At 67.4% G+C, this 12,780-nt stretch carries 12 protein-coding genes; 2 read left to right on the forward strand and 10 right to left on the reverse strand.

Features of this window, described 5'->3' with window-relative positions; translation table 11 throughout:
* Positions 1–566 precede the first annotated feature (566 nt).
* The 4 genes from M3Q23_13965 to M3Q23_13980 all read right to left on the reverse strand — a co-directional run bounded on the left by M3Q23_13965 (position 567) and on the right by M3Q23_13980 (position 5,265).
* Positions 567–1,256 (reverse strand): ABC transporter permease, encoded by a 690-nt coding sequence (locus M3Q23_13965; GenBank protein ID MDP9343165.1) that lies wholly within the window; start codon positions 1,254–1,256, stop codon positions 567–569.
* A 17-nt stretch (positions 1,257–1,273) separates the two neighbouring features.
* Positions 1,274–2,830, reverse strand: a complete 1,557-nt coding sequence (locus tag M3Q23_13970) for a hypothetical protein (GenBank protein MDP9343166.1) — start codon at positions 2,828–2,830, stop codon at positions 1,274–1,276.
* A 73-nt stretch (positions 2,831–2,903) separates the two neighbouring features.
* Positions 2,904–3,749, reverse strand: coding sequence for a hypothetical protein (locus M3Q23_13975; GenBank protein MDP9343167.1), 846 nt, complete (start codon positions 3,747–3,749; stop codon positions 2,904–2,906).
* Positions 3,750–3,849: 100 nt separating this feature from the next.
* Positions 3,850–5,265 carry a glycoside hydrolase gene (locus tag M3Q23_13980; protein ID MDP9343168.1) on the reverse strand — a complete coding sequence of 472 codons (1,416 nt, stop codon included), beginning with the start codon at positions 5,263–5,265 and terminating at the stop codon, positions 3,850–3,852.
* Between M3Q23_13980 and M3Q23_13985 the strand changes: the two genes are divergently transcribed.
* Complete coding sequence (locus M3Q23_13985; protein ID MDP9343169.1) at positions 5,249–5,626, forward strand: hypothetical protein; 378 nt, start codon at positions 5,249–5,251, stop codon at positions 5,624–5,626. The two genes, M3Q23_13980 and M3Q23_13985, sit on opposite strands and share 17 nt — an antisense overlap.
* Positions 5,627–5,724: 98 nt before the next feature.
* On the opposite strand, the gene M3Q23_13990 is transcribed toward M3Q23_13985, so the two are convergent.
* Both M3Q23_13990 and M3Q23_13995 read right to left on the reverse strand, forming a co-directional pair.
* The gene (locus tag M3Q23_13990) at positions 5,725–6,393 is read right to left on the reverse strand and encodes a response regulator transcription factor (protein MDP9343170.1); all 669 of its coding nucleotides are present in this window, start codon (positions 6,391–6,393) and stop codon (positions 5,725–5,727) included.
* Complete coding sequence (locus tag M3Q23_13995) at positions 6,390–8,456, reverse strand: histidine kinase (protein MDP9343171.1); 2,067 nt, start codon at positions 8,454–8,456, stop codon at positions 6,390–6,392. Before M3Q23_13995 ends, M3Q23_13990 begins: the two co-directional genes overlap by 4 nt.
* A 584-nt stretch (positions 8,457–9,040) precedes the next feature.
* Here M3Q23_13995 and M3Q23_14000 point away from each other — a divergent pair.
* Complete coding sequence (locus M3Q23_14000) at positions 9,041–9,988, forward strand: integrase core domain-containing protein (GenBank protein MDP9343172.1); 948 nt, start codon at positions 9,041–9,043, stop codon at positions 9,986–9,988.
* Between the two features lie 469 nt (positions 9,989–10,457).
* Here the strand turns inward: M3Q23_14000 and M3Q23_14005 are convergent, their stop codons facing one another.
* The 4 genes from M3Q23_14005 to M3Q23_14020 form a co-directional block, all read right to left on the reverse strand.
* Positions 10,458–11,117, reverse strand: coding sequence for a hypothetical protein (locus M3Q23_14005; GenBank protein ID MDP9343173.1), 660 nt, complete (start codon positions 11,115–11,117; stop codon positions 10,458–10,460).
* 371 nt (positions 11,118–11,488) lie between these two features.
* Positions 11,489–11,956: a hypothetical protein gene (locus M3Q23_14010; protein ID MDP9343174.1), complete on the reverse strand. Its 468-nt coding sequence runs from the start codon at positions 11,954–11,956 to the stop codon at positions 11,489–11,491.
* Between the two features lie 340 nt (positions 11,957–12,296).
* Positions 12,297–12,473, reverse strand: a complete 177-nt coding sequence (locus M3Q23_14015; protein ID MDP9343175.1) for a CsbD family protein — start codon at positions 12,471–12,473, stop codon at positions 12,297–12,299.
* A 55-nt stretch (positions 12,474–12,528) separates the two neighbouring features.
* Positions 12,529–12,780: hypothetical protein (locus M3Q23_14020; GenBank protein MDP9343176.1), on the reverse strand; the 252-nt coding region annotated here is incomplete at its 5' end.

A 12,780-nucleotide genomic window follows, 5' to 3' on the forward strand; every position in this document is an offset into this window, starting at 1 on the left:
GCTCGTGCAGGCGGCGAAGCGGCGGGCTCGCGGGTACCGCACCAAGACCAACCTCATCGCCATGACCTACCTCATCGCAGGGAAGCTGGACATGGCGTCAGCCCACACGAAATAGCGAGGAGCCGAAGAGCTCCGTGTGATGACGGGCCAGCCATCCGGCGAGCTCGTCCTCATCCTCGACCTCGACCAGGTACACGGTGCGCTCTTCGTTGACCTCGGCCAAGGTGAGGAGATGCGAGGTGGAGGAAGGATCGGCGGTATTGATCCAGTCGACGAAGGGCGGGTTGCACCGGCCCCACCCACGTTTACTGGATCTTTAGCGGGGACCGCCTATTGTTCTCAACGCGATTTCGTAGCTACCTGATCGGGAACGCTGGTCGGCTTGGCCGCTCTGTACGCGCTCGAGGAACGGGCCGTCGCCCGAGGGCGCCCGCAGTAGGCGCGGCCTTCGCCCCCGGGCTCGCCGAGCGCCTGGACCGGCACCGGGACGCCGTGGAGGGGGCGACGCCCGACCCGGACCTCGAGGCCGTCGCCTACGACGAGCTCCTTCGGTGTCGGCGTCCGAGCTACACGGTCCGGAGCGCCTCCGTCGGCGACAGGCGGGCGGCTCGGGTGGACGGGTACAGGCCGGCGAGGGCGCCTATCCCCGCGGCCACGGCGAGTGCACCCCACATGGCCGCGGTGGGGATCTGCATCTGCCAGCCGCGGGCATGGGCCATGCCCGTCGTGATGGCCACCCCGGCCGCCACGCCGGCGAGTCCCCCGATCACGGACACCAGGAGGGACTCCACCAGGAACTGCCCCGCCACGTGGCGGCGGGCCGCGCCCAGGGCCCGCCTGAGCCCGATCTCGGAACGCCGCTCCAGGACGCCGATGAGCATCACGTTCGCGATGCCGATCCCGCCGACCAGGAGGGCGATCGCCCCCAGGGCCAGGAACAGCGCCGTGGAGGCCCCGGCCACGGCCAGCCTCGCGGCCAGCAGGTCCGACGGGTTGCTCACCGTGACAGCGTCGGGGTGCTGCGGATCGACCGTGTTGGCGAGCAACGAGGCCACCGACTCCGTCGCGGCCACGACGGTCCGGACGTAGATCCTGGTGGGGTGGCCGTCGTAGCGGAACAGCTCGCGCGCCACCGGAGCGCCGATCAGCGCGGAGCGATCGATCTCCGGTGCCAGCGGAATCGGCGCCAGCACGCCGGCGACGCTGAACCTGGGACGCTGACCGGTCGGCCTGCGCTTGAGCGGGGTGGTCGGCACCGAGCCGGAAACCAAGGTCAGGACGCCTGGACCTCGAGCGCCCCGATATCGCAGTGGGAGCCTCCCGGACGAGGCATGCCACGCTGGTCCACGCCCTTCACGGGGGCCGCGGCGCACGCCGCGTCGTCGGCCGCATCGATGGCCGGGCTTCCCGACCCCAGGGCCATGGTGAAGGTGGGCCCGCCGTTGTTCTGAAGGGGGCCGAGGAGCGGGTCCGCGTTCACGATGTCGCCGGAGCCCGTGAACCCCGTGCACGAGCTATTGCTCCCGAGCAGGTTGTGCCCTCCCGAGGTCACTGTGCCGTCACAGTCTGGACCGGCGGCCGCAGAGTCGCCGGCGAGGATCGAGTTCTTGGACGTGGTCGAACCGGCGGCCAGGTCGATCCCGCCTCCGGACGCCCCACCGGTCGAAATTCCGGTCCCTCCCGAGGCCTGGTTGCCCGCGATCGTGCTGTTCACCAGGGTAATGGCGCCCATGGCCTGGATACCTCCGCCGGCCCCCGCGCCACCGACGCCGACGGTGCCGCAGCCATGGCTGTTGCATCCGGCCGGCCCACCGGCACCTCCGCTCGCCACGTTGGCAGCGATCGTCGCGTTCGCTACCAGCCCCTGCCCGGACAGACCACCGCCGGTTCCGGCTCCTCCCGGGCCGCCATTGCCCGGGTGGAAGCAGGCGAGGCCGCCACTCGCGCCCCGGCCACCAGTGCCACCCGTCGCCGAGTTTCCCGACAACGTGCCGCGGACGACCGTGAGCGCTCCAACGCTGTCGATGCCGCCGCCGACTCCCCGGCCGCCGGGACCTCCCGGCGCTCCCCCGTGAATGCCGCACACGACGCCGGGTCCGCCCACGCCCCCCGCCACTACGTCCGTCGAGACCGTGGAGGTGTTCAAGCTCATGGTCCCGGCGTTGTAGATACCGCCTCCGTAGGCGTCCCCTCCGGAAAGTCCGGCGCCGGTGAAGCCGTTGGTGCCGCCGCCGCCTCCTGTGGCGGTGTTCCCCTGGATCGTGCTGCCCTGGATGGTCATCGTGCTTCCGACGCCGTTGTAGATCCCACCACCGTACGCGGGACCGCCGGGACTTCCGCTCGCTCCACCGGCGCCGGAGACATGGTTGCCCGAGACTGCTGCCATGGCCATGGTGACCCGATTGGTCTGGCCGGGTCCGGGGATGCTCGAGATGCCTCCGCCTGACTGAGCCTGTCCGTTCTGGATGGTGAGCTTGGAGATCTTGACGACGACGGAAGCGGCGGGCTCGCCGATGGTGACCACGGTCCCGCTGGCCTCGCCATCGACGATCGTTGAAGCGGTCCCGGCTCCGGTGATCGTCAGGGAGCGGTCGATGACCACCCGCTCGGCGTACGTCCCGGCGGCTATCAGGATGGTGTCGCCGGAGACGGACTGGGTGATCGCGTATCCGATTGTCCGGCACGGAGCGGCGATGCAATCCCCCGTATCTGAGCCGGTGGTGGAGACGTGACGGACGCTCGCGGCGCGGGCTGACACCGTTCCCAGCCCGGTGAGGGCCCCCGTCAGCAAGAGGATGGTCAGGACGATCGAGGCCCGCCGCGGTCGCATGGCTCCCCCTTCTCCCGCGCTCATTCCCCCAGCGGCAGGACCCGGCATGTTCGCGTTCATGATGTCCTTTCCCTCAAATCGCGGTCAACGCGAAGTCATCCACCAGGAAGGAGGTCTGGAGAGAAGCGTCCTCCTTGCTCCCAAGGAACACCCGGATGGTCTGCCCGGCGTAGGACGTGAGGTCGAAGGTCTTCTGGGCATACGCGGGGGCCGCGTTCAGGTTCGAGTACGTGGCCAGCGTGGCCAGCACGACATTCGAGCTGGTCCGGACCTGGAGCTTCATCAGGTCGTGGGCCGGGGAGCCGGCGTCGGCGGTGTCGACGTGGAGCCAGAAGGTCAACGTGCCCGAGGTGATGCCAGACGGGATGGTCACGTCCTGGTACAGCGAGTCCGTGTGGGCGGTCCCCGTGCCCCCCAGCCAGGCGTCCCACGTTCCCGAGTGGGGCGGCTCGGCCGACGTGTTGTTGATCCTCGCCGTGGTGACCCACGGGGCCGTGCTGGTCGAGCCGTTCTCGAACCCGGAATTGCCGAGGAGCTGGGTACCCGCCGAGGTGACGGTGAACGGGGCAGTCACGTTGTGAAGCGGGTCGATGCACAAGTAAAGGTGAAGCGGGTCGGGATGGTTCTGGACCGCCCTCACCGTGCCCGCGCCGACTGCCGCGCCCGCGGGGATGACCACTTGAACCTGGAAGCTCATCGATGGCGGGACCGCGGCCAGTCCGGTGATAGTGCCGTTCGCATCAGTGAACCCGATCCAAATAGGGCAGGCATGCGCGTAGGGCCCTGCGAACCCACTGCCCGTTACTGTTACCTGTGTGCCGCCTGGACCGGAAGTGGGGTCCAATTGGATCGACGCCGCCCAGGCCACGCCGCTGAAGCCGGCCAGCATGAGCGCGAGCAGTCCGACCACGACGATCACTCGGCCACCTCTCAGCCTGGGAACCTTCACATGCAGGTTGGACATCTCAAACTCCTTTCACCTGGCTGCAGTGTTCGGAAGGCGTAAGCACGGTGACCTCTCATCCCGTGATCGATGCGAAGGCGTCCCTCGCATACATGACGTTCGTCGAGTACCCCTGTCGGCCATCGGGGAGCGTCACGAAGCGGCGCAGGTCCGTCCACACCATGTTGGCCGCCCCGTCCGAGCCGTAGGCGAGCCCGAGGTACTCCCCGATGTGGAAGACGCAGTGGGAGCAATCCGGCAGGGTCTGCGTGAACCACAGGTCGTCACTCAAGTGGGAGGGGGCGGTCGAGACCGAGCTCAGCTGGAAGGAGCCCGGGAGCCCGGTGGCGAGGGTGACCCCCATCGTCTGTCCGTCGGGGTCGGCCCCTCGGTCGTAGAACAGGATCCCCAGCTCCCCCGTCCGCGGGTTCAGCGCGATGCTCGGCTTGAACTGGTCGCCGGGAGCATCCGACACCACATCAGGACCGGTCCACGTCTGGCCGCCGTCTGCGGAGGTCATCACGAACACGTCGACGTTGGACACCGGGTGCTCGACGTCGTGGCGGCCATTACGGTTGTCCGCGAAGACCATGTACAAGGTGCCGTCCGGGCTCGCCGCCAGGTAACCGCCGGGCGGGAACGGCGGCAGGTCGGTGCCGGTCAGCCGACAGCCGAAGAACAGGTCCGGGGAGCACTCGTAGTCCCCGTACAAGAAGGTCTCGGAGTCGACTCCGTTCTCGAGGTCCACCACGTGGACGGGTGGGGACCACGTGGCCCCGCCATCGGTGGAGCTCACCACCATGAACTGGTCCTCGCAGCACTCGCCGGGCTCCCACACCGCGTCGTGCTGCTCGTTCAGGAAGGCCACGTGCACCGAGCCGTCCGGCCCGACGAAGGGCGCCGCGGGCGGGGGGTTCCAGTCGCATGCCGGCGCTCCCGGTGGACCCGTGCAGAACTCGGTGTTCGATCCGGAGATCACCTTCGGTCTGGTCCAGGTGATCCCGCCGTTGTCGCTATGACTCTCCACGGTCGGGAGGGTGCAGGTCCCGACGTCGCACCCGGGTGCAATCAAGAGGCCAGTCAGATACGTCCTGCCGTAGTACGGAGAGGTCGGGATGTTGTCGGTGCTGATCTTGCCTTCCTCGAACTGCTCGACATGCCTCTGCCCGCATGCTTGTCCCGCCAGGGCGGTCACCGGTCGACCCCAGTGGAGGCCGCCGTCCGTCGACATTGTGGCCATCTGGTTGGCCGGACGGCACCCTTTGGCGTTCTGAGGGGTCGTGGTTTCGAAGGCCATGATGATCACGCCGTGCTTGCGGTCGAAGGCGAGCCAGGGGTCCCAGTTATCGGAGTTGGGGGCGGGAGGAATGTCGCCGATGGTCCAGGTCGCCCCAGCGTCGAACGTGGTGGAGAACTTGATGCTCTGGTGGGTGTTTGGGACAGGGAACTCCTGCCAGTCGGGGATCAGGCCGTCGATGGCCGCAGCGATCATGTGCCGCGGATCAGCGGGATCGACGGCGATGGTGGGCTCTCGCGTTGGTTGGGCGTACTCGTCCGGGCAGTCGAGCGTCACGTTCGCGGCGAGGGAGGACGAGGTCGTGCATTCGATCGTCGATCGGGTCGATCCGGGTCTGGCTCGCCCGGCATACCCCTCGACGCCTGCATCGGCGTGCCCGCGCATCCACCCTGAGGACACCGGCATCCTGGGCGAGGCCGCCGCGCCCCGCGCACCTGTGGGCAGCCACATCGCGAACATGAGCATGGCCGACACTGCCGCCGAGACGACAGAGATCTTCCGCTTCATTGTTTTCTCCTCCTCCGACCCGGTGATCAGGCTCCTCGGTGCACGGTAGGAGGCCCCCAGTCCCCCGTCGTCGTTCGCAGGGCGAGTCGACCTCACCCGGAGGGATGAAATCTCGGGATGCGCGTCATCCCTCGTGGGGAAAGGAGTTCAGCCCCGCCCGGGCTCGATCAGGCCCGTCTCGTAGGCCATGACGGCGGCCTGGGTGCGATCGCGGAGGCCCAGCTTGGTCAGGATGTGGGCCACGTGGGTCTTCACGGTGGCCTCGCTCAGGTGGACCTTCCCGGCGATCTCCGCGTTGGAGAGCCCTCGGGCCACGTGGCGCATGATGTCGAGCTCCCGCTCGGTGAGCTCCTGCAGCTCGGGCGGCGGTCCCGCTCGAGGTATGGGCCGGCGGGCGAACTCCTCGATGAGCCGGCGGGTGATGGAGGGGTGGAGCAGGGCGTCCCCCCCCGCTACCACCCTGACGGCTGAAGCGAGCTGCTCGGGCGGGGAGTCCTTCAACAGGAAGGCGCTCGCTCCAGCCTTCAGTGCCTCGTACACGTATTCGTCGTAGTCGAAGGTGGTGAGCATGACCACCTTCGGCGGCTGTTCCATCCGCGCCATGATGGTCCGGGTTGCCTCAAGACCGTTCACCCGGCGCATCCGGATGTCCATGAGCACCACGTCTGGCGACAGCTGCACGGCCTCGTCGATACCGGAGGCTCCGTCGTCGGCCTCGCCGACCACACGGATGTCGGGCTGGGTCTCGAGGATCAGCCGGAACCCCGCTCGGACCATCTGCTCGTCGTCCACGATGAGCACGCGAATCGGGGTCATGCCAGCACCCGTTCCTCGCGCAGCGATGCCCGGACCCTGAAGCCGCCTTCAGCGGTGGGCCCGGCCTCTGCACGCCCTCCGAACAGGGCCGCCCGCTCTCTGATCCCCACCAAGCCCTGACCGGCCCCGGGCACCGTCTGAACGGCCCTGGTCGCGCTGAGAGCCCCTGAGTCGGTGACTTCGACCTTCACCCCTTCTGCCGAGTACAGCAGCCTCACCCATGCTCTTGCGCCTGGAGCATGCTTTCGGACGTTTGTCAGGGCCTCCTGGACGACGCGGTACAGGGAAAGGTCCAGGCCTGCGTTGAGTTCGTGGGGCTCACCGTCGACGATCAGCTCCACCTCCATTCCGGCTCGGATCTCCCGGTCCACCAGAGACTGGATGGTGAACCGCTCGCCGGTGGGAATGGGTGCCACTTTGGCTTCGCCGTCCATCGAGCTGACCAAGGAGTGCAACTCGCGGAGCGCTTCCTGGCCAGCTCGCTCCACCGCGGCCAGCGCCTGATCGGCCTGGAGCCGATCGCTCTCGGCCAGCCATCGAGCGGCTCCTGCCTGGATCACCATGAGGGTGACGCTATGGCCCACCAGGTCATGGACGTCGCGGGCGATCCGGGATCGTTCCTCAACGACAGCGAGCCGAACCACCTCCTCGCGAGTCCGACGCAGCAAGGTGTTCTGTTCCTCCAGGACCGTGTTCAGCCTGCGGCTCTCTCGGACGCCGAGACCCGCGATCACGGCGAACACGAACTGCGTCGCCCAGCCGAGCTGGCAGCCAGCCCCGCACGTGTCTGGGATGAAGAGATACGGAAGATAGGCGACCACTTCAGCAACGACGGCGGCGAGCCCCCACCAAGGTCCCCGGAGGGCGGCCACCGTGAAAACAGCGACGAAGATGGCTCGGTCGGCGGTGACCGTGTCTCCTCCCAGAAACGCGTCCTGAACGAAGATCACCGAAGCGATCAGGAGGAGGACGCCGACCGGGGTTACCCGACGGAACAGGAGAGCCACCACGACTACGACGGCGAGGACCACGGCGCTCGGCCTCCGCATCCAGTAGGGATCCCAGATGCGCTCCGCCGCTCCCAGGATTGCCATGACGAGCACGACCAGAATGTCGGTAACCCAAGGAATCCCCGCGGTGTGTCTGGCCCGCCGCACGACCCGCCGCGCGAGAGACCAATCTGGACTCGCGGGCGACTCCGTTGAGAGAGGGGAAAGGCTATCGATCGCCATCGGGGCCGACGGTTCCGTTCGCGGGAGTTCACCCGCCGGCCATAGCACTGAGCCGTCATTCTGCGACCGCAAGACCACGAGAAGGCGGCGCATCTCGATAAGCGCGCCGCGGCCGGTTGCCTCGACCGCACCAATCGACTCACTGGCCAGTTGTGGGTCGGCGCCGAGCGCCCGTCGCGCTGCGTATGTCTGGGTGCTCATACGCTCGATGCCGCGAACGACAATGGCGTACAGGTCCCGAGCGATGCGGGTCCGCTCGGTCGCGACAGCGCTCAGAGAGAGTCGATCTTGCTCCCTCCGCAGCTCGCTCGCGCCTCGCTCGAGGTCGGAAGTGATGGCTCTGCGCCGCGCCTGGGCGCGGCCAGCGAACCACACCAGGACGAAGTAGGGGAATCCGTAGTCCACAAAGTATGGGAGAAGCTCCGAGGACTTGGGGAGGGCCCCGGACCAGGACTGCGCGACGTCCAGTGGAAAGCTGGAGACCAGCGCGAGGAGGGATACCCTCCATCCACAGCGCTCCGAGATCGTGTACAGCAGGACGAATTGAGAGAGGAGCCAGCCCCTGACTCCGATGGCTGTGACCAGACCGCCGGCTGACGCGAGCACGTGCATGGCGAAGGCTGCCCCAAGGCTCTTCCGCCTGAGTGTTACGGCGACGGCTTCGACGGCAAGGATGCCCAGAGCCGCGGGCTGCTGGCTGGCGGGCACAGCTTCTCCCGGGAGCACGAGCGCCGCGGCGCCGATCGTGAAGATGCCGGCCCCGATAGCGCCGTCGATCGCGATCGGCGGCCACCGCCGGGCTCGCTCAAGGAGCACACCGAGCGCCCTCATTGGCGAACCGTAGGTCGGCCGCGCGGCGATTTCCTCCCCCCAGAGGATGCCTCGTCTCATCCCACAGGATGAGCCACGGGGTCCGCCCGAACAAGGTCCAGGGGCGGACAGGTCGGCGGGGTATGCGTCACGGAGGACGGCACTCCGGTCCCCGGGTCGTCCGCCGCGCGGTGAATCGCTCTCAGCCGGACAGGTGAAATTTGTCGGGCCGCGCTCAGCCGGCCGGAGGAGCGCAGGTCAGGGCTCAGAAGGGCAGGCCGCCTCCGAGTGCCAGGTCAGTCGTCGGAGGATGTCGTCGAGGTTCGGAGCGCGGTCAGGCTCGATGCTGCGACCGTGAAGGGCTAATCAAGGAGTGCGCCCGCGCCATCGCCAACCAGGTCCGCGACGCCTACCCGTGGGGTCCAGAAACACGATCGCGGGGCTGAGACCGGCATCGGCGGTCCGGTCTGCGACAATGCCGCGCCGTGATCCGCTCTCTCCTCTATCTCCTTCTGCGCCGCGTCCTGGGCCTGTTCAGGTCAAACGACCGCGCAGCGGCTGAGGCCGAACTTGAGAACGTCGTGCTCCGACACCAACTCGCCGTCTTGCGCCGGCAGGTGAAGCGCCCGATCTACCGCGCATCCGACAAAGCGTTCCTTGCCGCCGCGAGCAGGATGCTTCGGCGGGAAGCCTGGGGCGCGTTCCTGGTCCGGCCTGAGACCCTCCTCGGCTGGCACCGCCGGCTCGTCGCCAGGAAGTGGACCAAGCCGCATCGCCCTCCTGGCCGCCCAGCTCTCGATCCCGAGGTCCGGGAGCTGATCCTGCGCTTGGGCAAGGAGAACCCCAGGTGGGGCTATCACCGCATCCGGGGCGAGCTGCTCAAGCTCGGGGTGAGGGTCTCGGCCACCACGATCGCGACGATGCTCCGCCGCCACGGGCTCGGTCCGGCCCCCAGACGGGGCCCCACGTGGAGAGAGTTCCTACGAGCTCAGGCGGCCGGGATCCTGGCCTGCGACTTCCTCACCGTGGAGACCATCACCCTGAGGACCCTGTACGTGCTGGTGTGGATCGAGCTCGGGACACGGAGGGTGCACTTGGGGGGAGCGACACCCAACCCCGACTCGGCGTGGGTCACCCAGCAGGCCCGGAACCTGGCCATGGCCCTTCAGGAGGATGGACGGTCCCCGAAGTTCCTGATCCACGACCGGGACACCAAGTTCTCCGGCCCGTTCGACGAGGTGTTCCGGTCCGAAGGCATAAGGATCGTCCGCACGCCGATCCGGGCCCCGAACGCCAACGCGCTCTGCGAACGGTGGGTGGGGACCGTCCGGGCCGAGTGCCTGGACTGGACCCTCTTCCTCGGCCGGCGACACCTGGAGCGGGTCCTTCGCACCTACATCGCGCACTACAACGAGGCCAGGCCCCATCGTGGGCTCGCACTTCAGACGCCGATCGGGAGCCCATCGCCGGCGGTGGGTGACCCGAGAGCCGCGGACGTTCGCCGGCGGGACGTGTTGGGCGGCCTCCTTCACGAGTACAGCCTCGCGGCATGAGTTTGTGTACCCGACGGGTTGCCTTCGGTATCCTCCTGGATGACGGTGACCAAGACCTGAGAGGGCTCGACCTCCTCCCGTCGGACTGATGAACTGCGATACAACCGCGACCGAGTAGTGCCGAAGGTGGATGCGACAAGTCGCAGACTCGCGTGACAGCTCACCAGTGCGTCCGTCAGTGGATGCTCGCGGAGGAGATCCGAGTCCCAGTAGCCGCCGATCAGCATTGCACGCATGCCGTGTAGCTGAGCACCGGCCGGTCGAACCCGACACGCCGATCGTCAGAGCATCCGCCGCCTGCGCGTCATGGCCGCCGAGGGGCCAGGGTTACGCCTCGATGAGGTCACCCGCTCGGCTCCAGGAACGATCGGAACGAGTCCAGCAGCTGCCGGATGTCCTTGGGGGGAGGAGAGCCCACCGCCAGCTAACCGAAGCCCATGGCGGGAGCCGCGCCACCCTCGCGCTAGCGCTAGGCACCGGTCTGCGAGTGAGGGGCGGCCACCGGCTTCGACTCGGGCGAGCCCTGCTGCCGTAGGAAGATTGCGAGTACGACGAGCGCTCCCACCGAGAGGAACTCGCTCTGCCAGTTCTGGAAGGACTGATACCAGAACTCCGATGTCGTCACGAACCGGAACACCGAGACGGTCTGTCCCCCGTGCTCACGGGCGTCCTGGTTGTAGGAGGTCGTTCCGCCAATCGCGTGAAGGACGAACGACATCACGAAGAGCCCGAACAGGGCCGTGGCCAGGGAGTTCATGTAGAGCCTCAGCCACAGGCCGCCCCTTCTTACCGGCCACGGGCGGCGCGGGTACCGCTGACGCCCCGGGTCGACGTCCTGCGGCGAGGGTTCCTCGAGGGGTTTTGACACGGGTGAGCCCTTCTGGAACAGATAGGCCGTGATGAGGACATACACGCCCATCTGGAGGAACTCGGACTCCCAGTTCTCGAACACGCCTTCGATGAAGTCGCCGCTCTTCAGGTAGGCGACGTAGCCGATCCGCCGCCGGTGGTGCTCGGCGAGATTGGAGTTGTTGGCGTGATGTCCGACGATGCTCATCGGGACGAGCGCGCCGAGGAACAGCCCGAACATGCTGATGGCAAGGCCGTTGTTCTTCAGGAACCGCCGCATGGCGACCTCCGCCTTCCGGGTGGGCCGGTGGTGCGAATGTGGGTGCTTGTATCTTGCGGTCCAATCATGCCCGCACGGCGGCGGCCACTCAGGCACAGGCGTTCGGGGCGCGCCCGGAGGCTCGGCCAGCCGCAGCAGAACGCTAAGCTAAGAGGAGCAACCGCTGGGGGCCCACCGACGCCCCAACACGACGGTGAACGAGGGTGCGAAGCGCTATCCGCTCTTGGATGCGGCGGCCGGTCACCCGAGATTGGCCTGGCCTTGAGGCGCCACCCCGGCAGGATCCCGGAGGTCCGCCGTCGGCGGCGGCGGTTGCGTGGCTCCTCACCCGAATGACTCACGGCCATCACTGCCTCGTGGGGCCCCAAGCGTCAGTTCTTGCCTGTCTCATCCTTCTGGTCTTTCGCTGTGTGGGAGCCGGAGCCAACCTGCTCCTTCACGGTCTGGTCCACGGTCCCGACCTGTTCCATCGTGGCCTGTCCCACGTCCCGGTCGATCACGTCGCCCGCTGGCGTGCGATTGAGCATCCGGCTCCAGGACCGTCGGATCTGCTCGTAGCGCTCTCTGCCAGCTCGCGCCCCCAGCACATAGGCAGCCCCGGCCACGACGAGGGTGCGGATCCAGCCCCCACGCTTGCGCTTTCGAGGTGTCGTCTCCATGCGATCGAGTAGCGCCAGCATCCGGTCCCGGTTGGCGCCGTCCTCCTCCAGCTGCTGGCGAAGAAGCGTGTTCTCGCCCTTGAGCTCCTCGTTGCTCTGCTCAAGCTTCTCGGACCGGGCCTGGTTCGCCTTGGCCTTCAGCCCGCTGGCCACGCTGCCGATCTTCTCCGCCACGTTCATCCGAAGCCTCCTCCTTGCGATCCCACGGAAGTCCTACCCGGCAATGCGGCATCCACTCTCTGAGGTGGATCGCGGTCAGCTGCATGAGCCGAGACACTCGGCGTCCGAGGTCGACTGATTGGGTGGCGAGCTCCATCCTCCACCGCTCGACCGTCGGGACTGACCTCTTCCCGGCAGTTCCGCCAACGATCGTGCAGTTTCAGCGTTCTCGTTCTGTCGCAGTTCGCAGCGGCCCTCCGCGGAATCAGGCGTCGTCCGTCTCTGACCGCATCCTCTCACTCGAACACTCGGCTGGACGGGCGCCTCTCGGGTGCCCCGTCCAGCCGCCTCCAGCAAGTCGCTACTTCTTGTCGCCCTTGACGACGTCCTTCACCTTGTCGATGCTCTTGTCGACCTTCTCCTTCACCTTTCCACTGGCCCGGTCGATCTTGCCCTCACGCTTGAGGTCCTTGTCGCCGGTCAGGTCGCCGGCCGCCTCCTTGATGCGACCCTTGGTCTCATCCGCTTTCGCTCCCATGGTCAACTCCCCTCGGTTCTCCGGTGTTCACGGAATCCAGACAGCCCCCGCGCGGTCACACCCGGCGCACCAGAAAGATGATGAGCAGGATCACCAGGATGAGAACGATGATCCCGGGGATCACGAATGCGGCTGCCAGCATGTCTCCTCCTCTTTCATGCGGGAGTGCTCCCTTCATACTGTGAAGGCCGGTCGAAAACGACAGCGGGAGCCGGTCGAAAACGACAGCACCTGGGTCGGATGCTAACGGGTTCGGGGTCCTCCTTCCATGGCTCCTGAATGCTCTGCCGTAGCTCTGTCCTTGGGA

Source organism: Actinomycetota bacterium (genome assembly GCA_030774015.1).
GTDB lineage: Bacteria > Actinomycetota > UBA4738 > UBA4738 > JACQTL01 > JALYLZ01.

Excerpts from the sequence above, each read along its gene's own strand:
- M3Q23_13970 (MDP9343166.1), bottom strand. The coding sequence starts at position 2,830 with ATGCGACCGCGGCGGGCCTCGATCGTCCTGACCATCCTCTTGCTGACG.
- M3Q23_13985 (MDP9343169.1), top strand. The coding sequence starts at position 5,249 with ATGGCCGCAGCGATCATGTGCCGCGGATCAGCGGGATCGACGGCGATG.
- M3Q23_13980 (MDP9343168.1), bottom strand. The coding sequence starts at position 5,265 with ATGATCGCTGCGGCCATCGACGGCCTGATCCCCGACTGGCAGGAGTTC.
- M3Q23_13990 (MDP9343170.1), bottom strand. The coding sequence starts at position 6,393 with ATGACCCCGATTCGCGTGCTCATCGTGGACGACGAGCAGATGGTCCGA.
- M3Q23_13995 (MDP9343171.1), bottom strand. The coding sequence starts at position 8,456 with ATGAGGGCGCTCGGTGTGCTCCTTGAGCGAGCCCGGCGGTGGCCGCCG.
- M3Q23_14005 (MDP9343173.1), bottom strand. The coding sequence starts at position 11,117 with ATGCGGCGGTTCCTGAAGAACAACGGCCTTGCCATCAGCATGTTCGGG.
- M3Q23_14010 (MDP9343174.1), bottom strand. The coding sequence starts at position 11,956 with ATGAACGTGGCGGAGAAGATCGGCAGCGTGGCCAGCGGGCTGAAGGCC.
- M3Q23_14015 (MDP9343175.1), bottom strand. The coding sequence starts at position 12,473 with ATGGGAGCGAAAGCGGATGAGACCAAGGGTCGCATCAAGGAGGCGGCC.